Here is a 20,499-nt window from a genome sequence, read left to right on the forward strand (position 1 = left end):
GTGACAGGGGGGAGGGAAAACTATTTTTCCCGGGGCACCACGCGAGTCCACCAGGGGCCCAGTCGCTCGGTTTGCACGGGCAGGCTGAGGGCGATGGCGGCCAGTGCCTTGTCGCTGTCGTGCAGCGGGAAGCTGCCGCTGATGCGCAGGCCGCTCAGGCTCGGATCGAGGCCCAGGTAGCCGCTGCGGTATTCGCCCAGCTGGTCGATCAGCTGTTGCAGCGGCAGGTTGTCCGCCACCAGCATGCCGCGGCTCCAGGCGTCGGCGCCGACCGGCGCGGGCGAGCTGTCGCTCAGGTGATGGCGGTCCATGCGCACCTGCTCGCCGCTGTGGATGATGCGCTCCTCGGTGGCCGCCCGCGGCCTGGCGGCGACAGCCGACTGCAGGACGATCAGCTCGGTCGCCGCACCTTCGCGGCGCACCAGGAAGCGCGTGCCCAGCGCGTGCAGGCGGCCCTGCTCGGTCTCGACGATGAACGGGCGCGTATCGCCCTTGGCCGTCTGGATCAGGATCTCGCCACTGCGCAGGCGCAGGCGACGCTCTCTGGCGTCGAACTCCACGTCCAGCGCACTGCGGCTGTTGAGGCGCACCTGGCTGCGGTCGGCGAGCAACAGGTCGCGCTGCTCGCCGCTTGCGGTGTGATAGTCGGCCAGATAGTCGTCCAGCGGGCGCTGCTGAACCAGCAGGGTCAGGGCGACGCCGGCGGCAAGCAGCAGGCCGAGGGTGCCACCGCCCAGGCGACGCAGGCTGCGTCGGCGGTTGATGCCGCCTTGCAGCAGCGCACGGCGCGCCAGGGGCGTGTTGGCCGCAGCGAGTTGCTGATCGATCCCGCCGAGGCGGCGCCAGACCAGGCCATGCTCGGGGTGGACGGCCAGCCACCTGGCGAACTCGCGGTGCTGTTGCTCGCTGGCATTGCCCGAACCCAGACACAGCTGCCAGGCGATCGCCTCATCCAGGGCGCGAGCCGAAACCTGGCTCATTGCGGTGCCCCATACAGCGCGACATAGCACTGGCGAAGGCCCTGGGCGAGGTACTGGCGCACGCGGGAAGGGGAGACCCCCAGACGCTCGGCGATCTCGGCATGGCCGAGACCGTCCAGGCGGTTGTAGAGGAATGCCGCGCGCGCCTTGCTCGACAGCTGACCGAGCAGGCGATCGATCTCCGCCAGCTGCTCCAGGGCCAGCGCCTGTTCTTCCGGGCTGGGTTGCACGGCCTCGGGGGCCAGTGCCAGCTCATCCAGGTAGGCGCGCTCCAGGGCATTGCGTCGGAACTGGTCGACCAGCAGCCCTTTGGCGATGGTGGTGAGCAGGGCGCGGGGTTCGCGTGGGCTGTGCAGCTCGGTGCGCCCCAGCAGGCGGACGAAGGTGTCCTGGCTCAGATCTTCCGCGCGTTGCGCGCAGTTCAGGCTCTTGCGCAGCCAGCCGAACAGCCAGTCGCGGTGATCGCGGTAGAGCAGGCCGACCAACTGCTGATTGCTGGAGTCCTGAACCGACACACGCCCCTCGCGAGATCTAAGTTGAGTTGATAATGATTCGCATATGTTCGCAGAGGAGGCGGCCATGACGCAATCGCTGCGTCAAATCGGCGATGGATGGTTGCAGAAGGCCAGCTACAGGGGCCACGGCCCGGACTAGTTGCTGTGGCTGGAGGCCAGGGCCAGGTTGACCTGGAGCCAGCCCTGCACGGCGTCTTCGCCCACTTCGGCGAACGCGCGCTGCAGCAGGCGGGCCTGTTCCCGGCGCAGGGCCTGTTCCAGCTTGGCGCCCTCCGGCGTGAACACCAGCAGGCGCTTGCGCTTGTCGTCCGCAGCCGCCTCGCTCTGCACCAGGTGCATCTCCATCAGCTGGCGCAGCGGCATGTTCAGTGCCTGCTTGCTGACGCCCAGGTAACCGAGCAGTTCGCTCATATTCAGGCCCGGGTACTTGGCGATGAAGAACAGTATGCGGTGGTGCACGCGCGACAGTCCGCGCTTGGCCAGCATCTCGTCGGGCTTGGCGGTGAAGGCCTGATAGCCGAAGAAGAAGGCCTCCATGGCGGCCTGCTGGGCGGCGGAATTGCGCATGACCTGCGCACCATTGAGGCCACCCTGGGGGCTGTCGCCGGGCGACGTTAAAAATTTCTCGGAGAAATTTTTTAGGTCAGTCATATTGACGTATCTCTGGGTGGCGGCGTAGTTTCGGTCAAGCAGTTTGACTTAATTAAACGACTTTGGCACCCCAGGACACACCATGGCCTTCTCCGAACGCATCGCCCGCCTGAAAAGCTCCCTGATCCGTGAAATTCTTGCCGCGGCGCAGCGTCCGGAGGTGATGTCCTTCGCCGGTGGCCTGCCGGCCGAACCGATGCTGCCGAAGGTGGACTGGGCCGAGATGCCGGCGAGCATGGGCCAGTACGGCATGAGCGAAGGCGAGCCGGCGCTGCGCGAAGCCATCGCTGCCGAGGCGCGTGCCCTGGGGGTGCCGTGCGATGCCAGCCAGGTGCTGATCGTCAGCGGCTCGCAGCAGACGCTGGACCTGGCTTCCAAGCTGTTCATCGATCCGGGCACCGAAGTGCTGCTCGAGGCGCCGACCTACCTGGCGGCGCTGCAGGCGTTCCAGCTGTTCGGTGCCGACTGCATCAGCGTGCCGCAGGAGGCCGACGGCCCCGAGCTGGCCGTGTTGCGCCAGCGCCTGGAACAGCACAAGCCGGCTTTCGCCTACCTGATCCCGACGTTCCAGAATCCGTCCGCCACGCGCTACAGCGAAGCCAAGCGCGAGGCCGTGGCGGCGCTGCTCGACGAATTCGGCGTGACCCTGATCGAGGACGAGCCGTACCGTGAGCTGGTGTTCGATGCCGGCAGCGCCACGCCCATCGTCAGCCGCCTGCGCAAAGCCAGCTGGATCTACACCGGTACCGTGTCCAAGACGCTGCTGCCGGGCCTGCGCGTGGGCTATCTGATCGCCACCAGGGACCTGTACCCGCACCTGCTGCGTCTGAAGCAGTCGGCCGACCTGCACACCAACCGCATCGGTCAGTGGCAGGCGCTGCAGTGGCTGGGCAGCGAGCAGTACCGTGGTCACCTGGCCGAGCTGCGTGACTTCTACCGTATCCGTCGCGACGCCATGCAGGGTGCGCTGCTGGAGCATTTCGGCGATCTCGCCGAGTGGGAGGTTCCGCAGGGCGGCCTGTTCTTCTGGCTGACCCTGAAGCAGCCGCTCGATACCCGTACGCTGCTCGATGCGGCGTTGGCGCAGAATGTCGCCTTCATGCCGGGCGAGCCGTTCTTCATCGACCCGGACGCCAACCCCGGGCATCTGCGACTGAACTTCAGCCATGTGGCGCCGGAGCGCCTGGGCGAGGGTTTGCGCCGGTTGGCTGCGGTGATCCGTGGTGCGCAGGGTGCGTGACGGTTGTTTGCCTGCAGGCGCGGCGTGAGTCGCGAGTGCTCCGGACACGGCAGCTCCGGCAGGCAGGGTGATTGGCGGCGAGCTTGCCGCGAGGATTGATAGGGAGGGCAACGCGATGTTCAAGGTCTATGGCGACTACCGTTCGGGCAACTGCTACAAGGTCAAGCTGATGCTGCATTTGCTGGGCAAGCCGTACCAGTGGATTCCCATCGATATCCTCAAGGGCGAGACGCAGAGCGAAGCCTTCCTGGCGAAGAACCCCAACGGCAAGATTCCGGTGCTGGAGCTGGACGATGGCACCTGCCTGTGGGAGTCCAACGCCATTCTCAACTTCCTTGCCGATGGCAGCGAGTTCCTGCCCAGCGAGCCGCGCCTGCGTACTCAGGTGCTGCAGTGGCAGTTCTTCGAGCAGTACAGCCATGAGCCTTATGTCGCGGTGGCGCGCTTCATCCAGCTCTACCAGGGGATGCCCGAGGACCGTCGCGAGGAGCACGCACGCTGCCTGAAGCTCGGCTACAAGGCGCTCAAGGTCATGGAGAGGCAGCTCGAACGCACGCCCTATCTGGTCGGTGAGCACTACTCCATTGCCGATATCGCGCTCTATGCCTATACCCATGTCGCGGACGAAGGCGGCTTCAGTCTCGAAGCCTTCCCGGCGGTGCGTGCCTGGCTCGATCGCGTGGCCAGCCACCCGCATCACGTGACGATGCTGGGCTGAGCGGGGAAGTGTGCTGGTAGGTTCACCGCTCTGGTCTAGCAGACTGTTGAAAAACTACCTGCATTGCCATTGCAGCGTTAAAAACAGGCTCAAAATGCTCATTTACAGCTCGTAAACTCCGCTTTTTCGCCTGTTTTCGTCTTGCACTGGCTGCCTCGCCTACGTTTTTCAACGGCCTGCTAGAGTTTGGCGGTAGCTCGCAGAGGGACCGCCATGTCGGACGGAAGTCGAAAACTGAGCCTGGGTGCGCTCACCGCGCTGGTGGTGGGCTCGATGGTGGGTGGCGGGATCTTCTCGCTGCCGCAGAACATTGCCGCCCGGGCGGATGTCGGTGCGGTGCTGATCGGCTGGGGAATCACGGCGGTGGGCATGCTGGCGCTCGCGTTCGTGTTCCAGGGCCTGGCCAATCGCAAACCGGAGCTGGACGGTGGTGTATACGTCTATGCCAAAGCCGGTCTGGGCGATTACATGGGGTTCTCTTCGGCCTGGGGCTACTGGATCAGCGCCTGGCTGGGCAACGTCGGTTACTTCGTGCTGCTGTTCTCTACACTGGGCTATTTCTTCCCGGCCTTCGGCGAGGGCAATACGCCCCTGGCCATCGGCTGCGCCTCGGTGTTGCTCTGGTGCGTGCATGCCCTGGTGCTGCGCGGGATCAGGGAGGCGGCGCTGATCAACCTGGTCACCACGGTGGCCAAGCTGGTGCCGATCCTGCTGTTCATCGTCATCGTCGGCCTGGCGTTCGATCGCGACGTCTTCACGCGGGATATCTGGGGGCGCAGCAACCCGCAGTTCGGTAGCGTGCTGGAGCAGGTGCGCAACATGATGCTGGTCACCGTGTTCGTGTTCATCGGTATCGAGGGGGCCAGCGTGTACTCCTCGCGTGCCGAACGGCGCAGGGATGTCGGCACCGCCACGGTGATCGGCTTTCTCGGGGTGCTGGCGTTGCTGATGCTGGTCAACCTGCTGTCGCTGGGGGTGATGAGCCAGCCCGAGCTGGCCGCGTTGCAGAACCCGTCGATGGCTGGTGTGCTGGAGCATGTGGTGGGGCGCTGGGGCGCGGTGCTGATCAGCGTCGGCCTGGCCGTCTCGCTGCTCGGTGCATTGCTGTCCTGGGCGCTGCTCTGCGCGGAGATCCTCTTCGTCGCGGCGAAGGACGGCACCATGCCGGCCTTCCTGCGCCGGGAGAGCGCCAGCAAGGTGCCTGCCAACGCGCTCTGGCTGACCAACGCGATGATCCAGTTGTTCCTGCTGATCATCCTGTTCGCTCAGGGCACCTACCTGTCGCTGATCTACCTGGCCTCGTCGATGATCCTGGTGCCCTATCTGTGGTCGTCGATCTACGCGCTGCTGCTGGTGGTGCGTGGCGAGACCTACGAGGCGCAAGCCGCAGTACGGCGCAAGGATCTGCTGGTCGGTCTGCTGGCGATTCTCTATGCCGCCTGGCTGCTGTATGCCGGCGGGGTGAAGTACCTGCTGCTGTCGGCGCTGCTCTACGCGCCGGGCGTGCTGCTGTTCCAGCGGGCCAAGCGCGAACTGGGCCAGGCCTTGTTCCGGCCCCATGAATGGCTGATCTTCAGCGCGGTGCTGCTGACCGCCGTGGTGGCCGGCTATGGCCTGTACGCCGGGCATTTGACCTTGTAGCGCTGGACAAAGCGCCCGGTGTAAGGATAATCCGAACATCGCTTGCTGAACCGGCTGCACGACCTCTATGCGCAAGACCCTGCGTACCGCCCTGATCTGGATGCTGATGTTGGCCTTGCCGACACAGGCCATGGCGGCGCTCGGCATGCAACTTTGCCAGCAGGTTCACCGCAGCAGCGTCATGTCGATGAGCATGGCGGAGCATGGCGCGTCCGGCATGGCTCATGGCATGGCCACGGCCGACGCGTCTGACCTGCAGCAGGATGCCGCGCCCGCCGCGGATGGCGGTGTCTGCACCCTGTGCGCCTTCTGCGTCGGTGTCGCCGCGCCCGGCGAGCCGTTCCTGAATCACAGCATCGCGCGAAGCGCCGAGCCGCCCATGGCCTGGCCCGATCGCCTCGTCATCGGCGTGGCCGACACGCCTGAACGCCCCCCGCGTCCTTTTCTCGCCTGAGCCCCCGAGGTTAGCGCCGTAGACCGGCGCTTGTAGCTCATGCGGCCGGTTGGCCGCCCTACGCGAGAACACATCATGAAGTTTCATCCGATTGCCGGGTGGTCGCTGGGTGCCTTTGCCCTGGCGCTGCCCGGCGTGCTGCTGGCCGTCCAGCCCGACCCGCTGGATGCCGCTGCCGCGGTGCCGGCACAGGTCTACCAGTCGCCGTTGAGCGACTACCGCACGCACACCGACGAACCCTTGCAGGACTGGCGCGAGGCCAACGACCAGGTCGGTCGTATCGGCGGCTGGCGTACCTACAGCATGGAGGGTTGGGCACAGCCGGCCGAGTCATCTGCCGAGCCTGCTTCGGGAGGTGGTCATGACCATCATTAAACCCCTGGCGCTGCTCTGTGCCCTGTCGCTGCTGGCCGGTTGCGCCAGCTTCAGCGAGGACGGCGGATTCGACGCGGTGCAGCAGGACGCCGAACGTCAGCTGGACAAGCAGGTGCTCTGGGCGCGCGACGACGCCGGGCGCAGCCAGATCGAGGCGCGCGTCGGCGAACTGCTGGCCGAGCCGCTGAACCTCGACGCGGCGGTGCAGTTGGCCCTGCTCAACAATCGCGGCCTGCAGGCTGCATTCGACGAGCTGGGCATTGGCGAAGCCGAGCGGGTACAGGCCGGGCGCCTGCCCAATCCCGGTTTCTCCTACGGGCGCCTGGAGAAAGGCCGCGAAGTGGAATACGAGCGCGGCCTGCACCTGAACCTGGCGCGGTTGATCGCCTTGCCGATGACCTCGCGTCTCGAAGGCAGGCGCTTCGAGCAGTTGCAGCGCCGCACCAGCCTGGCGGTGGTCGAGCTGGCCAGCGAGACGCGCAAGGCCTGGTACCAGGCGGTCGCGGCGGAGGAGGGGCTGGTCTACGCGCGGCAGGTGCTGGAGGCCGCCGAAGCCGGCGCCGAACTGGCCAGGCGGCTGGCGGCGGTCGGCAACTTCAGCAAGTTGCAGCAGGCCGAGCAGCAGGGCTTCTATGCCGAGGCGGGGATCGCCGTACTGCGTGCCGAACAGGCGCGGGTGGCCAGCCGCGAGCGGCTGACCCGGCTGCTCGGCCTGTGGGGCGAGCAGATTGCCTATCGCCTGCCCGAGCGCTTGCCGCCGTTGCCGGATGCGGCGGATGAACTGCCGGAGGTGGAGCGCCTGGCTATGAACCAGCGCCAGGACATTCAGGCGATGCGCCTGGACGTCGAGCGGCTGGCGCAGAACCTTGGGCTGACGCGCACCACGCGCTTCGTCAACGTGCTGGAGCTGGGCGTGGTCAACAACCGCTCCAACGAGGAACCGACCCAGCGCGGTTACGAGATCAGCGTCGAACTGCCGCTGTTCGACTGGAGCGGCGCCAAGGTGGCGAGGGCCGAGGCGCAGTATCGCCAGGCGCTCAACCGGGCTGCCGAGACGGCGATCAATGCCCGTTCGCAGGTGCGCGAGGCCTACCAGGTCTATCGCAATGCCTTCGAACTGGCGCGCCACTATCGCGTCGAGGTCCTGCCGCTGCGCCAGCGCATGGCCGAGGAAAACCTGCTGCGCTACAACGGCATGTTCATCAGCACCTTCGAACTGCTTGCCGACGCCCGTCGCCAGGTGCTGGCGGTGGATGGCTATCTGCAGGCGCAGCGTGATTTCTGGCTGGCCCGCGCCGACCTCGACATGGCCCTGCTGGGCACACCCAATCCCACGCTCGCCGCGGCGCCAGTCGCCAGTACCGAGCCGGCCGCTGGCGGCCACTGAACAAGGATCTGCTGACATGGTTTCACGACGTGATTTCTTTCTCGGCGCCAGTGCCATCGGTGCGGCGGTCGCCACCTCGGCGGTCAGCCGGGTGTCCCTGGCCGCGTTGCCCGAGCCGGTGCTGCAGGCCAGCGCCGATACCCAGCCGCCCTTGCAGCCAGGCAGCGGGCGCCCCTACAACCCGGTGGTGACGCTCAACGGCTGGACGCTGCCGTGGCGCATGAACAACGGCGTCAAGGAGTTCCACCTGGTCGCCGAGCCGGTGGTGCGCGAGCTGGCGCCCGGCTACAAGGCTCACCTGTGGGGCTACAACGGCCAGTCACCGGGGCCGACCATCGAGGTGGTGGAGGGCGACCGGGTACGCATCTTCGTCACCAACAAGCTGCCCGAGCACACCAGCATCCATTGGCATGGCCAGCGCCTGCCCAACGGCATGGACGGCGTCTCGGGCCTGACCCAGCCGGCGATCCCGGTGGGCAAGACGTACGTCTACGAGTTCGTCGCGCGCCGGCCCGGCACCTTCATGTACCACCCGCATGCCGATGAGATGGTGCAGATGGCCATGGGCATGATGGGGTTCTGGGTCACCCACCCCAGGGAGCACCACCCGCTGATCAGCGAGGTGGACCGCGACTACTGCTTCCTGCTCAACGCCTACGACATCGAGCCCGGCGCCTACACGCCGAAGATCATGCAGATGCTCGACTTCAACCTGTGGACCTTCAACAGTCGCGTGTTTCCCGGCATCGATCCGCTGGTGGCGCGTCAGGGCGAGTGGGTGCGCCTGCGTGTCGGCAACCTGACCATGACCAACCACCCGATCCATCTGCACGGCCACGAATTCGAGGTGACCGGCACCGACGGCGGGCCGACGCCACTGGCTTCGCGCTGGCCGGAAGTGACCACCGACGTGGCGGTGGGGCAGATGCGCCAGATGGAGTTCATCGCCAACGAGGAGGGCGACTGGGCACTGCATTGCCACAAGAGCCACCACACCATGAATGCCATGGGCCACGACGTGCCGACGCTGGTTGGCGTCGATCACCGCGACATGACCGGCAAGATCGCCAGGCTGGTGCCCGACTACATGGTGATGGGCGAGCGCGGTATGGCCGACATGGCGGAGATGCCGATGCCGCTGCCGGACAACACCGTGCCGATGATGACCGGTGACGGGCCCTTCGGCTCGGTGGAGATGGGCGGCATGTTCACCCTGCTCAAGGTGCGCAAGGAACAGGCCGCTGGTGATTACCGCAATCCGGGCTGGTTCAGGCATCCGCCTGGTTCGCAGGCCTACGAGTGGACAGGCGCCCTGGCCGAGCCGAGCCGCACGCGTGACGGCGGCGGTCAGTCGATGCCGCTCGAGCGGCCGGTCGAGGCGCCGGTGGACGTGCAGGTACGCAAACCCGGTGGCCATGCCGGGCATTGAAAACACGCCGGGCTGCCACGCGCGGCCCGGTCAGCAGACCAATCGAGGATCATCCTGAATGAAAACCCTATCGCTTCTTGCCCTGACCCTGACGCTGGGTGGCGTCCTGAATAGCCCGTTGGCACTTGCCCACGGCGAAGCCCATGACACTCACGATGCCGCGGCGATGCCGATGGAACAAAAGCCCTGGGGCATCGCTGGCAACGCTGCACAGGTCGACCGCAGCATCGACATCCGCATGGGCGACCAGATGCGTTTCACACCGGATCGCCTGCAGGTCAGGCAGGGCGAAACCATCCGTTTCGTTCATCACAACGACGGGCAGTTGCTGCATGAGTTCGTCATCGGCACCCGAGCCGAGCTGGATCAGCATGCCGCGATGATGGCCAGGTTTCCCGGCATGGAGCACGACGAGCCCTACATGGCGCATGTCGCGCCCGGGCAGAGCGGCGAGATGATCTGGACGTTCAACCGTGCAGGCGAGTTCGACTTCGCCTGCCTGATCGCCGGCCACTACCAGGCCGGCATGACTGGCCGCATCCAGGTGTTGGCCGAATGACCTGCTGGAGGAATGCACGTATGAAGAGCACATTGATGATCACGGCCCTGGCCACCCTGTTCAGCCTGCCGTTGCAGGCCGCCGAACCCGCGCCGCTGAGCCAGGGCGAGGTGCGCAAGGTGGACATCGCCGCACAGAAGGTCACCCTGCGTCACGGCCCCATCGCCAGCGTCGGCATGCCGCCGATGACCATGGTGTTCGAGGTGGGCGAGCCGAAATTGCTGGAAGGCGTTTCAGGCGGGGAGAAGGTGAGCTTTCAGGTGGAGCAGCGGGGGAGTCGCTACGTCGTCACCGAGTTGAATGTACTGAAGTAAGCTGAAACAGACCGGCCCGGCATTGCGTCCGGGCCGGCAGACAATCAGTTCAGCGCATCGCTCAGCGCCTTGGCAGGCACCAGCTTGACCACTTTCTTGGCCGCGATCTCGATGCTCTTGCCGGTCTGCGGGTTGCGGCCGGTGCGGGCCGGACGCTCGCTCACCTTCAGTTTGCCGATGCCAGGAAGGGTGATCTCACCGTCGTTTTCCAGCGCGTCGCCGACAATTTCGCCCAGCTGATCGATCAGGGTGCGGACAGTGGCTTTCGGCAGGGAAACGGCCTCGGCCAGGTCGCTGATCAGTTGGTCTTTGGTGATTGCCATGATGTAACTCCGTTTGCAGATGAGGGGTTCGGTGCCCTGGCTCGCGCCCGGGCAGCCGAAAACGAGGGAAAGCTAGCACAAAAGGTACAGCCCGGGAGTGCCGTGGCAGACACTTCCGATAGGGCTTAGTGTCGCAGCGGGTCGGGTGGTTCCGGGTGGTGGATAAAAAAGCCGGGACCCTGGTCGGAATGCTGTCCACATAAAAGGTGGTCGGACGCGAGTCCCCTCGCCCCGTTGGGGAGAGGGTTAGGGCGGGCCGCGTTCGGAGAGGGGGCACTGGCAGCTTTGCGGCATTTTCAGCCCTCTCCACCAGCCCCTCTCCCATAAATGGGAGAGGGGAGCCAAGCCTGTGCAACCGCATTACGCACCCTGATCGGGCTTAACGAAGTGTTAAGCCTTCGTGCCTAGGCTCACGGCCAGGAAGGCTGACGAATCAGTTTTGCCAGCCTCGACTATGCTTGCTCTTACCTGATTGATACTGGAGTGCAATCATGCTGCGTGCCTTCACTGACCTTGGTTTTCGCTGGAAAATTGCCCTGCCCATCCTCCTTCTGGCGGCCCTGTTGGTGGCCATGGGCGTGCTCGGCATGCGTGGCATCACGCAGGTGGCCGATTCCTCGACGACCCTGACCAACCGTTTCCTGCCAGGCATCAGCCTGTTGCTCAATGCCGACCGGGATCTCTACCAGGCGTTCATCGCCGAGCGCAGTATGCTCGACGAGGATTCGGGGAGCCATCTCGAGGAACTGCGCGCCGCGCACACCGAGAACCTGCAACAGGCCTATGACCGCGTGCACAAGTTCGCGGACATGCAGCCCGGCAGCGAAGCGATGGCGCTGGTCGCCGAGTTCGATCGCGGCTTCGAACTGTGGAAAGCCACCTCCCTGAAAGTATTGCAGCTGGCCGCCAGCAACCCCGAGGAGGCGAGCCACCTCAGCTTCGGTGACAGCGAGGCGCAGTTCGAGGTGATGCGTGGCGCCATCAACAAGCTCGGCGAAATGGAGGACAGCTCCGCCAACGCCGTGGGCACTGCGGCGATCGCCCGTGGCGAAGAACTGGCCTGGCAGCAGGGCATCGTCATTGCCGTAGGGTTGGCCGTCTGCCTGCTGCTGGTCATCGGCTTCCCGCTGCTGGTGACGCGTCCCCTGCACAGCCTGCTGCATCGCATCGAGCAGATCGCCGATGGCGATGGCGACCTGCGCGTGCGTCTCGACGTGCTGTCCAAGGACGAGCTGGGCCAGCTCAGCCATGCCTTCAACCGCTTCCTCGACAAGCTGCAGCCGTTGATCAAGGAAGTGGGGCGGGTCACCGACGAGGTGGCCGACTCGGCGAAGAACCTTGCCGGTCTGGCGGCAGCCAATGACCAGTTGATCAGCAGTGAACATGCGGCGGTCGACCAGGTCAGCACCGCCGCGACGGAAATGAGCACGGCCGTGCATGAGGTGGCGCGCAATGCGCAGAATGCGGCGGATGCAGCGCGCAGTGCCGAGCAACAGTCACGCGAAGGAGCCGAGGTGGTGGGGGCGACCATCGCCTCGATCCGTCAGCTGGCGCAGGAAGTGGAGAGCGCCTCCTCGACCATCCAGACCCTGGAGCAGGAGGCCGCCAACATCGGCGCGGTGCTGGCCGTGATCAAGGGCATCGCCGAGCAAACCAACCTGCTGGCGCTCAACGCCGCCATCGAGGCGGCACGTGCCGGCGAGCAGGGGCGAGGCTTCGCGGTGGTGGCCGACGAGGTCAGGGCATTGGCGGCGCGTACCCAGGAGTCCACCAAGGACATTCAGGGCATGATCGAGCGCTTGCAGGTCGGGGTGCAGAACGCGGTCAAGGCGACCCACACGGGGAGCGAACGGGCCCGGCAGAGCGTCGATCAGGCTGCCGGCGTCGACCAGGCGTTGAACGTCACTGGTGAGTCGGTGCAGCGCATCAACGACATGGCCGCGCAGATCGCCACGGCGTGCGAGGAGCAGAGCAGCGTGACCGAGGAGATCGCCCGTAACATCAGCGACATTCGTGACCTCTCCAACGAGGCGGCGCAGACCTCCGAGCAGAGCACGCGGGCCAGCCAGCACCTGTCCGAGCTGTCCCACGGTCTGGCGCAGCTGGTGGGGCGTTTTCGCGTGTGAGAGGGTGCTGCAACGCATCTAAGTGTTTGAACCGGTTGTAACTTTGCGTTTAGTCGTTACAATGGCGCGGCCCGTCGCAATGACGGGCTGCGTGATGGTGGGTCCTGTCGGTCCCCTCGCAACGATTACCTGTGAACCTGGTCAGGCCCGGAAGGGAGCAGCCACAGCGGGAACATCGTGTGCCGGGGTGTGGCTGGCAGGGCTCGCCTCCAATCTGCGATTCCCCACTTCGATCATCTTCTTGGCTTGCGCGCGCATCGCCAGGGCTGCCGCCTGCTCGTCACCGCCCGTCCATGCGCATTCGTGCGGCATGCGGCGATCGTTGCGCCATGAACGAAAACGCCCGATGCCAATGGCATCGGGCGCTCTGTTGACGGCGCTCTGCTTCAGGCCGTGCGATAGCTCAGTACGCTGTCCTGTTCCTTGAGCGTCTTGCGCAGTTCGGCAGGGATGTTGCCAGCGCGTACGGCCAGTTCGAGGCGGATGTCTTCCAGGCTCTGGGCGAAGGCGTTCTGGTCGTCGAGCTGTGGCTTGGCCAGCACGCGGCTGTAGACGGTACTGTCGCTCTCGTCGAGCAGGGCGAGGATGACGCTGCCGTCCGGCCGTGGGGAGCTGAAGTTGGCACGCAGCGGGGTGAACAGGTGATCGACGAGTTGCTGGTTGGTGAATTCCATGACCTACTCCATCCTGAGATTGGCCAGTTTGGACCTCAGGATGAGCGATAGGTTCAGGCGATGAGCGACTGGCGGGTGCGCTCGATCACCTGTTGCAGCGAGTCGTCGCCGTATTGGCCCGGGTACAGGCGCTGGCTGTACTGGGCAATGCCGGTCTTGTCGACCAGGGTAAAGCTGAAGCTGCCTTTGCGCGCTGCCTGGATACGGCAGTCGAACGGGGCGAAGGCGTGGGTCAGCGTGCTGATGGCTTTCTGAATCTGATGTTGAGTATGCATTTTTCTAAGTGTTTCCTTTAAAGCATGTGCGCTTCGTTGCGCGTGGTGTCGCTCCATGGGGTTGGCCGAAAAGCGGCCATAGCAGTCAACCGATCGGAGCTGTATTAGCACGATAAAGTTCCATTGTTACGGTTCTTCGGCGTGGTCAGTACGTCGGAGGCAGGCGGAGGAACTGCGCCAGTTAACGTGAGTGGCGAGTCGGCCTGATCAGTCAGCAGGTGGGATCGGGGAGGGCGGCTGCGCAGGAATGCGCTAGACGTTGAACCGGGAAACCAGCGGGGAGGCGCGAGGGCCTGGATGACTTGCAGCTTGGTACGAACGGCGCGAATCATACTGTATTGCGCAATAAATGAACAGCACTGTTTCGCAACTCGACAAGGGGCCTTTTCAGTGGCTCGGTTGGCGGATGCAATTTGCCGGTCGCTCCGCTAGGATTAGCCCACTTTTGCTTTCCTCACATGACGGTTTTCCATGAGTTATCAGGTTCTTGCACGTAAATGGCGTCCGCGCTCGTTCCGCGAAATGGTCGGCCAGACCCATGTGCTCAAAGCCCTGATCAATGCCCTGGACAGCCAGCGCCTGCACCACGCCTACCTGTTCACCGGTACCCGTGGGGTGGGCAAGACCACCATTGCGCGGATCATCGCCAAGTGCCTGAACTGCGAGACCGGCATCAGCTCCACGCCCTGCGGGACCTGCTCGGTGTGCCGGGAGATCGACGAGGGGCGCTTCGTCGACCTGATCGAAGTGGACGCCGCCAGTCGTACCAAGGTCGAGGACACCCGCGAGCTGCTCGACAACGTGCAGTATTCGCCGACCCGTGGGCGCTTCAAGGTCTACCTGATCGACGAAGTGCACATGCTCTCCACCAGCTCGTTCAACGCCTTGTTGAAGACCCTGGAAGAGCCGCCACCTCACGTCAAGTTCCTGCTCGCCACCACCGACCCGCAGAAGCTGCCGGTCACCGTGCTGTCGCGCTGCCTGCAGTTCTCCCTGAAGAACATGCCGCCGGAGCGGGTGGTTGAGCACCTGAGCCATGTCCTCAGCGCCGAGAACGTGCCGTTCGAAGATGACGCCCTGTGGCTGCTGGGGCGCGCCGCCGATGGTTCGATGCGCGATGCCATGAGCCTGACCGACCAGGCCATCGCCTTCGGTGAAGGCAAGGTGCTGGCCGCCGATGTGCGTGCCATGCTCGGCACGCTGGATCACGGCCAGGTCTATGGCGTGCTGCACGCGCTGATCGAAGGCGATGCGCGCGCACTGATCGAAGCCGTGCGTCATCTGGCGGAGCAGGGCCCGGACTGGAATGGCGTGCTGGCGGAGATGCTCAACGTGCTGCACCGCGTGGCCATCGCCCAGGCGCTGCCGGACGCGGTGGACAACGGTCAGGGTGACCGCGAGCGCGTGCTGCAGCTGGCCCAGGCCTTGCCTGCCGAGGATGTGCAGTTCTACTACCAGATGGGCTTGATCGGCCGTCGCGATCTGCCGCTGGCGCCTGAGCCGCGTGGTGGTTTCGAGATGGTCCTGCTGCGCATGCTGGCCTTCCGCCCTGCGGGAGCCGACGATGCTCCCAGGGTCACGCTAAAGCCGTTGGGGATCAGCCAGGCCACTGCTGATTCCCGGACGAACCCAGTGGCCGGCACCGCTATGCCGGCTCCTGTCGTTTCTGCCCCGGCGCCTGCCGCTGCCCCGGTAGCGGCTGCGCCTGCGCCTGTCATGCCGGCGGCCGCCGAGCCTGCTTCCGTGGCACCGGACACGAGCGTTGTGCCGGCCGCGAGCGAACCTGCGCCGGTTGCGGACGTGCCGGTTGCGGACGTGCCGGTTGCGGACGTGCCGGTTGCGGACGTGCCGGTAGCGGTCGTTGACACGCCCGAAACCGCCGCCAGCCTGCCGCCAGAGCCAGAGCCAGAGCCAGAGCCAGAGCCAGAGCCAGAGCCAGCAGCACCCGTCGCGCCTGAAGCCGTCGTCGATCTGCCCTGGGACACCGCCAAGGCGCCAGAAGCTGTTGCCGTTGCCCAGCCTGAAGTCGTGGCAGCGCCGTCGGCGCCTGTCGTGGCGCCGCTGGAGGCCGAGGTCGTGGCCTCGGTCGCCAATGCGATCGTGCAGGCAGAGGCCGACGCTGACGCTGGCGACGATGAGCCGCCGCCCGGTGACTACGACTACGTCGAGATGGACGCCGAAACGCTCGACTACGATTTCGGTCAGAGCGAAGCCGCGGCGCCGCAGGTCGAAGAGCCTTTGCCTGCGGCCAAACCCGCCACGGGCCTGGCCGCCGAGTGGCTGTCCCTGTTCCCGCAACTGGGTCTGGGCGGCATGACCGGCAGCATCGCGGCCAACTGCACGCTGATCGAGGCCAATGGCGATGACTGGCTGCTGCACCTGGACCCGGCGCACAGTGCGTTGTTCAATCCGACCCAGCAGCGGCGTCTCAACGATGCCTTGAATCAGCAGCAGGGGCGCAGCATCAAGTTGCGTATCGAGCTGTGCAAGCCCGAGCAAGAGACACCGGCCCAGGCGGCGGCCCGTCGCCGTGCCGAGCGCCAGCGCAGTGCCGAGGCCTCGATCCAGGCCGATCCGCTGGTGCAGCAGATGATCCAGCAGTTCGCCGCCAAGGTGCGCGACGACAGTATCGAACCACTCGACACCTCCCGTTAACACGAACACCCGAGGATACCGACATGATGAAAGGTGGCATGGCAGGCCTGATGAAGCAGGCCCAGCAGATGCAGGAAAAGATGCAGAAGATGCAGGAAGAGCTGGCCAATGCCGAAGTCACCGGCCAGTCCGGTGCCGGCCTGGTCAGCGTGGTGATGACCGGCCGCCATGACGTCAAGCGCATCACCCTGGATGACAGCCTGATGCAGGAAGACAAGGAAGTGCTCGAGGACCTCATCGCCGCGGCCGTCAACGATGCGGTGCGCAAGGTCGAGCAGAACAGCCAGGAGAAGATGTCCGGCATGACGGCCGGCATGCAGCTCCCGCCAGGCTTCAAGATGCCTTTCTGACCGGCCTCGTGCCGTCCAGCCGACGCACAGGGCGGCGTTGCAGGCGGACGCGGAACTCGCATGCGCTCCCGCATACGGCGCTTCTTCGTCTACCTGCGCCTTGCCCCGCACGTCGGCTGATCACCACGCCTGACATGGCGCTCGTGCGCGCAGGGTGGTGGCTGGCCTCAGTGCCTATCCGGGCCTGTTGCCTGGCCCATTTCCCCGGAGCGCGTCCGGGCTATCAACCTGTAGGAACACCATGAGCTTCAGTCCTCTGATTCGCCAGCTGATCGACTCCCTGCGCATCCTGCCTGGTGTGGGGCAGAAGACTGCGCAACGCATGGCTCTGCAGTTGCTCGAGCGTGATCGCAGTGGCGGCCAGCGCCTGGCGCAGGCACTCAATGCGGCGATGGAAGGGGTGGGGCACTGCAAGCGTTGCCGCAGTCTGAGCGAGGACGACATCTGCCACCTGTGCGCCGACGAGCGTCGCGACGACAGCCTGCTGTGCGTGGTGGAAGGCCCGATGGATGTCTACGCCGTCGAGCACACCGGCTATCGGGGGCGCTACTTCGTGCTCAAGGGGCACCTGTCGCCGCTCGATGGCCTGGGGCCGGAAGCCATCGGTATTCCCGAGCTGCTGGAGCGCATCGACGCCGGTGCCTTCAGCGAGGTCATCCTCGCTACCAACCCGACGGTGGAAGGCGAGGCCACGGCGCACTACATCGCGCAGATCCTTACCGGCAAGGGCCTGGTCGCTTCGCGCATCGCCCACGGCATGCCGCTGGGGGGCGAGCTGGAGCTGGTCGACGGCGGCACGCTGGCGCACGCACTGGCCGGCCGACGTCCGATCACGCTCTGACCCTTCGCACCCACGCTGCGCGCTGCCCATGGGCCGCGATTTCGTGCGCCGTGTCGCGCTGGCGCTCCTGCTCGGGATACCGGTTGCGGCAAGTGCGCAGTGCGCGCTCGGCCAGATCCCGGTTTGCCTGGGGCAGAGCTGTCTGTGTGTGCCCGATCCGGCCCGCGTGCGTGAAGATGGCCTGAACCTGGCCGCCGCACACCTAGAAGCCTGGCTGCAGCAGTCACGCCAGGCGGCCCTGAATGCTGGCACCGAGCCGATACCCCTGATGATTCGCGCGCAGCTTGCGCCGTTCTACGATGACGCCTTGCTCGACGAGGTGCGCTTTCGCGTGGGCAGCACCGACGCGATGGACGCTGCCAGCGTCATGCTGCGCAACCCGGACGTGCAGGCCGTGACTCTGATCGATGTGGTGGTGTTTCGCAGCGCTGATGCCGCCGGCCAGGATGCTGCCCTCTGGGCGCACGAACTCTGGCACGTACGACAGTATCGCGAGTGGGGCAGCAGCGGATTCGCCCAGCGCTACACGCGTGATTTCGAGGCTGTCGAGGCGCCAGCCTATGCCATGCAGGTACGGGTCAGGCGCGCGCTGCGCGGGCAGAAATGAAACGCTCGCTTGAAAACCAAGCAAGCGCTAGGTTAGGGTGGCCAAAACAATAACGGGAGTACCCGCATGGCCGCCCCTCAGTCGTATTTCGATGAATCCCACCAACTGGTTCGCGACTCCGTTCGGCGTTTCGTCGAGCGCGAGATCCTTCCGCACATCGACGACTGGGAAGAGGCCGAGGAGTTTCCCCGCGAGCTGTACCTCAAGGCAGGGGCGGCAGGCATTCTCGGCATCGGCTATCCGGAGCAGTACGGCGGCAGCCACGAAGGTGACGTATTCGCCAAGGTCGCCGCCAGCGAAGAATTGATGCGCTGTGGCTCGGGTGGCCTGGTGGCGGGGCTCGGCTCCCTGGATATCGGCTTGCCGCCGGTAGTCAAATGGGCCAGGCCGGCCATTCGCGAGCGCGTGGTGCCCCAGGTGCTGGCCGGCGAGAAGATCATGGCGCTCGCGGTCACCGAACCGTCCGGTGGTTCCGATGTGGCCAACCTGAAGACCCGTGCCGTGCGCGAGGGCGACCACTACCGCATCAACGGCAGCAAGACCTTCATCACCAGTGGTGTGCGTGCCGACTACTACACGGTGGCAGTGCGCACCGGTGGCGAAGGTTTCGGCGGTGTCAGCCTGCTGCTGGTGGAAAAGGGTACGCCGGGCTTCAGCGTGGGGCGCAAGCTGAAGAAGATGGGCTGGTGGGCATCGGATACCGCCGAGCTGTTCTTCGCCGACTGCAAGGTGCCGGTGGACAACCTGATTGGCGTCGAGAACGCCGGTTTCGCCTGCATCATGGCCAACTTCCAGAGCGAGCGCCTGAGCCTGGCGATCATGGCCAACATGACGGCGCAACTGGCCCTGGACGAATCGATGAAGTGGGCCCGCGAGCGCCAGGCGTTCGGCAAGCCGGTGGGCAAGTTCCAGGTGCTCAAGCATCGCCTGGCCGAAATGGCCACCCAGCTGGAGGTCTCCCGCGAGTTCACCTACCGCCAGGCGGCGCAGATGGCGGCGGGCAGGAGCGTGGTCAAGGAAATCTCCATGGCCAAGAACTTCGCCACCGATATTGCCGATCGCCTGACCTACGATGCGGTACAGATCCTCGGCGGCATGGGCTACATGCGTGAATCGCTGGTCGAACGGCTGTATCGCGACAATCGCATCCTTTCCATCGGCGGTGGCACGCGAGAGATCATGAACGAGATCATCGCCAAGCAGATGGGCCTCTGATCAGGACGCGACCTGGTTCTGCGCCGCCTGGCGCAGGCGTGCGATGTCGCGCTGTGGCGGGTCGCCGAACAGGCGACTGTACTCGCGGCTGAACTGCGAGGGGCTTTCGTAGCCCACGCGATAGCTGGCCGCCGCCGCTTCCAGGTTGTCGCAGAGCATCAGCCGGCGTGCCTCCTGCAGACGCAGCTGCTTCTGGTACTGCAGCGGGCTGAAGGCCGTGACGGCCTTGAAGCGATGGTGCAGGGTCGAGGGGCTGAGGTTGACCTCGCGGGCCAGCTCCTCGATGCGCAGCGGCTGATCGAAGTTCTTGCGCAACCACTCGATGGCGCGCGAGATGCGCTGGCTCTGGCTGTCGGCCACCACCACTTCATGCAGGCGATGCCCCTGCGGGCTGAGCAGCATGCGGTAGAAGATTTCACGCAGGGCCAGCGGGGCCAGCATGGCGATGTCGCGTGGGGTCTCCAGCAGGCGCAGCAGGCGAATCACCGCATCCAGCAGGCGCGGGTCGAGGCGATCGAGAAACAGCGCCCGTTGCGAGGCCGCGTCGGGTGCCGGGATGGGTGGCATCTCGGTCAGCAGGCTGCTGATCAGCGCCGGGTCGATCTCCAGTGCCAGGCTCAGGTAGGGGGCTTCCGGGCTGGCCTCGATCACCCGGCCGGTGACCGGCAGCACCACCGAGGCCACCAGGTAGTTCAGCGGATCGTAGACATAGAGCTCGTCGCCCAGGCGTATCTCCTTGCGCCCCTGCGCGATGATGCACAGGCAGGGGTCGTAGACCGTCTGCATCGGCAGGCTCGGGGTGGTGGCCCGCGCCAGCTTGAGACCGGGGATGGCGGTGAGGTGCAGGCCATCCTCCGGGACGAAGCGTTCGACGAGGCGCGCCATTTCATGGCTGAGCTCGGCAAGAGGAGTGTCGAGATTGGTGGCGGTATGGGTGAGTGACTGCATGGCGCTCCTCCAGAAGGTCTGCGAAGACTAGCCAGGTTTTTCAGGCAAGTCATGGGCGCCTGCAGGATTGGGCAAATATTTGCCAGTAATGGGCAAACGTCCCGTGAAACAGAGTGTTTCAGGAATGCTGCCAGTCCTGGTCTGCGATGTGGGGTTGCGGTAGATCGTGCAGTTTTAGGCAATGATCGGCCAGTATCCGGCTAACGCTGCCGTGACCAGGCG

Annotated in this window: 22 protein-coding genes and 1 other RNA gene; 16 read left to right on the plus strand and 7 right to left on the minus strand. The window is 65.3% G+C overall.

All coding sequences use genetic code 11. The annotated features are described in order from the left end of the window. Window positions 1–20 precede the first annotated feature (20 nt). The 3 genes from JLK41_RS10440 to JLK41_RS10450 all read right to left on the minus strand — a co-directional run bounded on the left by JLK41_RS10440 (window position 21) and on the right by JLK41_RS10450 (window position 2,146). Window positions 21–980, minus strand: coding sequence for a FecR family protein (locus JLK41_RS10440; protein WP_210390963.1), 960 nt, complete (start codon window positions 978–980; stop codon window positions 21–23). After that, entirely contained in the window at window positions 977–1,495 is a 519-nt protein-coding gene (locus JLK41_RS10445; RefSeq protein WP_037054308.1) for an RNA polymerase sigma factor, read from the minus strand. The genes JLK41_RS10440 and JLK41_RS10445 overlap by 4 nt, the downstream gene beginning before the upstream one ends. A gap of 135 nt (window positions 1,496–1,630) precedes the next feature. Continuing rightward, complete coding sequence (locus JLK41_RS10450; RefSeq protein WP_047584269.1) at window positions 1,631–2,146, minus strand: MarR family winged helix-turn-helix transcriptional regulator; 516 nt, start codon at window positions 2,144–2,146, stop codon at window positions 1,631–1,633. 82 nt (window positions 2,147–2,228) lie between these two features. On the opposite strand from JLK41_RS10450, the gene JLK41_RS10455 reads away from it, so the two are divergent. From JLK41_RS10455 to JLK41_RS10495, 9 genes are all read left to right on the plus strand, one after another. Beyond that, on the plus strand, window positions 2,229–3,386 hold the full coding sequence (locus tag JLK41_RS10455) for an aminotransferase-like domain-containing protein (RefSeq protein WP_210390964.1): 1,158 nt from the start codon (window positions 2,229–2,231) through the stop codon (window positions 3,384–3,386). A 115-nt stretch (window positions 3,387–3,501) separates the two neighbouring features. Continuing rightward, window positions 3,502–4,104: a glutathione S-transferase family protein gene (locus JLK41_RS10460; RefSeq protein ID WP_210390965.1), complete on the plus strand. Its 603-nt coding sequence runs from the start codon at window positions 3,502–3,504 to the stop codon at window positions 4,102–4,104. A gap of 213 nt (window positions 4,105–4,317) precedes the next feature. Beyond that, on the plus strand, window positions 4,318–5,745 hold the full coding sequence (gene arcD / locus JLK41_RS10465) for an arginine-ornithine antiporter (protein ID WP_210390966.1): 1,428 nt from the start codon (window positions 4,318–4,320) through the stop codon (window positions 5,743–5,745). A 67-nt stretch (window positions 5,746–5,812) separates the two neighbouring features. Continuing rightward, window positions 5,813–6,199 carry a hypothetical protein gene (locus JLK41_RS10470; RefSeq protein WP_210390967.1) on the plus strand — a complete coding sequence of 129 codons (387 nt, stop codon included), beginning with the start codon at window positions 5,813–5,815 and terminating at the stop codon, window positions 6,197–6,199. A gap of 75 nt (window positions 6,200–6,274) precedes the next feature. Beyond that, window positions 6,275–6,574 (plus strand): hypothetical protein, encoded by a 300-nt coding sequence (locus tag JLK41_RS10475; protein ID WP_210390968.1) that lies wholly within the window; start codon window positions 6,275–6,277, stop codon window positions 6,572–6,574. After that, window positions 6,561–7,961, plus strand: a complete 1,401-nt coding sequence (locus tag JLK41_RS10480; RefSeq protein WP_210390969.1) for a TolC family protein — start codon at window positions 6,561–6,563, stop codon at window positions 7,959–7,961. The genes JLK41_RS10475 and JLK41_RS10480 overlap by 14 nt, the downstream gene beginning before the upstream one ends. A gap of 16 nt (window positions 7,962–7,977) precedes the next feature. Continuing rightward, the gene (locus tag JLK41_RS10485; RefSeq protein WP_210390970.1) at window positions 7,978–9,390 is read left to right on the plus strand and encodes a multicopper oxidase family protein; all 1,413 of its coding nucleotides are present in this window, start codon (window positions 7,978–7,980) and stop codon (window positions 9,388–9,390) included. Window positions 9,391–9,448: 58 nt separating this feature from the next. Continuing rightward, window positions 9,449–9,949: a cupredoxin domain-containing protein gene (locus JLK41_RS10490; protein ID WP_210390971.1), complete on the plus strand. Its 501-nt coding sequence runs from the start codon at window positions 9,449–9,451 to the stop codon at window positions 9,947–9,949. Window positions 9,950–9,969: 20 nt separating this feature from the next. Beyond that, entirely contained in the window at window positions 9,970–10,263 is a 294-nt protein-coding gene (locus JLK41_RS10495) for a copper-binding protein (RefSeq protein ID WP_210390972.1), read from the plus strand. Between the two features lie 44 nt (window positions 10,264–10,307). Here JLK41_RS10495 and JLK41_RS10500 read toward each other — a convergent pair whose 3' ends face one another. Further along, complete coding sequence (locus JLK41_RS10500; protein ID WP_037054278.1) at window positions 10,308–10,586, minus strand: HU family DNA-binding protein; 279 nt, start codon at window positions 10,584–10,586, stop codon at window positions 10,308–10,310. 491 nt (window positions 10,587–11,077) lie between these two features. On the opposite strand from JLK41_RS10500, the gene JLK41_RS10505 reads away from it, so the two are divergent. Both JLK41_RS10505 and ffs read left to right on the plus strand, forming a co-directional pair. Further along, window positions 11,078–12,712, plus strand: a complete 1,635-nt coding sequence (locus JLK41_RS10505; RefSeq protein WP_175253600.1) for a methyl-accepting chemotaxis protein — start codon at window positions 11,078–11,080, stop codon at window positions 12,710–12,712. 105 nt (window positions 12,713–12,817) lie between these two features. Further along, window positions 12,818–12,914: signal recognition particle sRNA small type (gene ffs / locus JLK41_RS10510), an RNA gene on the plus strand. Window positions 12,915–13,098: 184 nt separating this feature from the next. Here the strand turns inward: ffs and JLK41_RS10515 are convergent. Beyond that, window positions 13,099–13,386: a DUF3509 domain-containing protein gene (locus tag JLK41_RS10515; protein ID WP_037054273.1), complete on the minus strand. Its 288-nt coding sequence runs from the start codon at window positions 13,384–13,386 to the stop codon at window positions 13,099–13,101. 53 nt (window positions 13,387–13,439) lie between these two features. Beyond that, window positions 13,440–13,661: a hypothetical protein gene (locus JLK41_RS10520; RefSeq protein ID WP_037054270.1), complete on the minus strand. Its 222-nt coding sequence runs from the start codon at window positions 13,659–13,661 to the stop codon at window positions 13,440–13,442. Between the two features lie 471 nt (window positions 13,662–14,132). On the opposite strand from JLK41_RS10520, the gene dnaX reads away from it, so the two are divergent. The 5 genes from dnaX (at window position 14,133) to JLK41_RS10545 (ending at window position 19,329) form a co-directional block, all read left to right on the plus strand. Beyond that, window positions 14,133–16,316, plus strand: a complete 2,184-nt coding sequence (gene dnaX / locus JLK41_RS10525; RefSeq protein ID WP_210390973.1) for a DNA polymerase III subunit gamma/tau — start codon at window positions 14,133–14,135, stop codon at window positions 16,314–16,316. 23 nt (window positions 16,317–16,339) lie between these two features. Then, the gene (locus JLK41_RS10530; protein WP_003460931.1) at window positions 16,340–16,666 is read left to right on the plus strand and encodes a YbaB/EbfC family nucleoid-associated protein; all 327 of its coding nucleotides are present in this window, start codon (window positions 16,340–16,342) and stop codon (window positions 16,664–16,666) included. A gap of 241 nt (window positions 16,667–16,907) precedes the next feature. Then, on the plus strand, window positions 16,908–17,507 hold the full coding sequence (gene recR / locus JLK41_RS10535) for a recombination mediator RecR (RefSeq protein ID WP_037054265.1): 600 nt from the start codon (window positions 16,908–16,910) through the stop codon (window positions 17,505–17,507). Between the two features lie 28 nt (window positions 17,508–17,535). Further along, window positions 17,536–18,114, plus strand: coding sequence for an eCIS core domain-containing protein (locus JLK41_RS10540; RefSeq protein ID WP_210390974.1), 579 nt, complete (start codon window positions 17,536–17,538; stop codon window positions 18,112–18,114). A 66-nt stretch (window positions 18,115–18,180) separates the two neighbouring features. Further along, window positions 18,181–19,329 carry an acyl-CoA dehydrogenase family protein gene (locus tag JLK41_RS10545; RefSeq protein ID WP_210390975.1) on the plus strand — a complete coding sequence of 383 codons (1,149 nt, stop codon included), beginning with the start codon at window positions 18,181–18,183 and terminating at the stop codon, window positions 19,327–19,329. Here the strand turns inward: JLK41_RS10545 and JLK41_RS10550 are convergent, their stop codons facing one another. After that, on the minus strand, window positions 19,330–20,277 hold the full coding sequence (locus JLK41_RS10550; RefSeq protein WP_210390976.1) for an AraC family transcriptional regulator: 948 nt from the start codon (window positions 20,275–20,277) through the stop codon (window positions 19,330–19,332). It abuts the gene before it with no gap. Window positions 20,278–20,499: the final 222 nt, after the last annotated feature.

The sequence above is a fragment of the Ectopseudomonas khazarica genome (genome assembly GCF_017915135.1).
Classification (GTDB): Bacteria; Pseudomonadota; Gammaproteobacteria; order Pseudomonadales; family Pseudomonadaceae; genus Aquipseudomonas; species Aquipseudomonas khazarica.

Bases quoted from the DNA above. Each gene is read 5' to 3' on its own strand.
- JLK41_RS10455 (WP_210390964.1), top strand. From the start codon at position 2,229: ATGGCCTTCTCCGAACGCATCGCCCGCCTGAAAAGCTCCCTGATCCGT.
- JLK41_RS10495 (WP_210390972.1), top strand. From the start codon at position 9,970: ATGAAGAGCACATTGATGATCACGGCCCTGGCCACCCTGTTCAGCCTG.
- JLK41_RS10520 (WP_037054270.1), bottom strand. From the start codon at position 13,661: ATGCATACTCAACATCAGATTCAGAAAGCCATCAGCACGCTGACCCAC.
- JLK41_RS10505 (WP_175253600.1), top strand. From the start codon at position 11,078: ATGCTGCGTGCCTTCACTGACCTTGGTTTTCGCTGGAAAATTGCCCTG.
- JLK41_RS10490 (WP_210390971.1), top strand. From the start codon at position 9,449: ATGAAAACCCTATCGCTTCTTGCCCTGACCCTGACGCTGGGTGGCGTC.
- JLK41_RS10540 (WP_210390974.1), top strand. From the start codon at position 17,536: ATGGGCCGCGATTTCGTGCGCCGTGTCGCGCTGGCGCTCCTGCTCGGG.
- JLK41_RS10515 (WP_037054273.1), bottom strand. From the start codon at position 13,386: ATGGAATTCACCAACCAGCAACTCGTCGATCACCTGTTCACCCCGCTG.
- JLK41_RS10470 (WP_210390967.1), top strand. From the start codon at position 5,813: ATGCGCAAGACCCTGCGTACCGCCCTGATCTGGATGCTGATGTTGGCC.
- JLK41_RS10530 (WP_003460931.1), top strand. From the start codon at position 16,340: ATGATGAAAGGTGGCATGGCAGGCCTGATGAAGCAGGCCCAGCAGATG.
- JLK41_RS10450 (WP_047584269.1), bottom strand. From the start codon at position 2,146: ATGACTGACCTAAAAAATTTCTCCGAGAAATTTTTAACGTCGCCCGGC.
- JLK41_RS10545 (WP_210390975.1), top strand. From the start codon at position 18,181: ATGGCCGCCCCTCAGTCGTATTTCGATGAATCCCACCAACTGGTTCGC.
- JLK41_RS10550 (WP_210390976.1), bottom strand. From the start codon at position 20,277: ATGCAGTCACTCACCCATACCGCCACCAATCTCGACACTCCTCTTGCC.
- JLK41_RS10440 (WP_210390963.1), bottom strand. From the start codon at position 980: ATGAGCCAGGTTTCGGCTCGCGCCCTGGATGAGGCGATCGCCTGGCAG.
- JLK41_RS10460 (WP_210390965.1), top strand. From the start codon at position 3,502: ATGTTCAAGGTCTATGGCGACTACCGTTCGGGCAACTGCTACAAGGTC.
- recR (WP_037054265.1), top strand. From the start codon at position 16,908: ATGAGCTTCAGTCCTCTGATTCGCCAGCTGATCGACTCCCTGCGCATC.
- JLK41_RS10485 (WP_210390970.1), top strand. From the start codon at position 7,978: ATGGTTTCACGACGTGATTTCTTTCTCGGCGCCAGTGCCATCGGTGCG.
- dnaX (WP_210390973.1), top strand. From the start codon at position 14,133: ATGAGTTATCAGGTTCTTGCACGTAAATGGCGTCCGCGCTCGTTCCGC.
- JLK41_RS10500 (WP_037054278.1), bottom strand. From the start codon at position 10,586: ATGGCAATCACCAAAGACCAACTGATCAGCGACCTGGCCGAGGCCGTT.
- JLK41_RS10475 (WP_210390968.1), top strand. From the start codon at position 6,275: ATGAAGTTTCATCCGATTGCCGGGTGGTCGCTGGGTGCCTTTGCCCTG.
- JLK41_RS10480 (WP_210390969.1), top strand. From the start codon at position 6,561: ATGACCATCATTAAACCCCTGGCGCTGCTCTGTGCCCTGTCGCTGCTG.
- arcD (WP_210390966.1), top strand. From the start codon at position 4,318: ATGTCGGACGGAAGTCGAAAACTGAGCCTGGGTGCGCTCACCGCGCTG.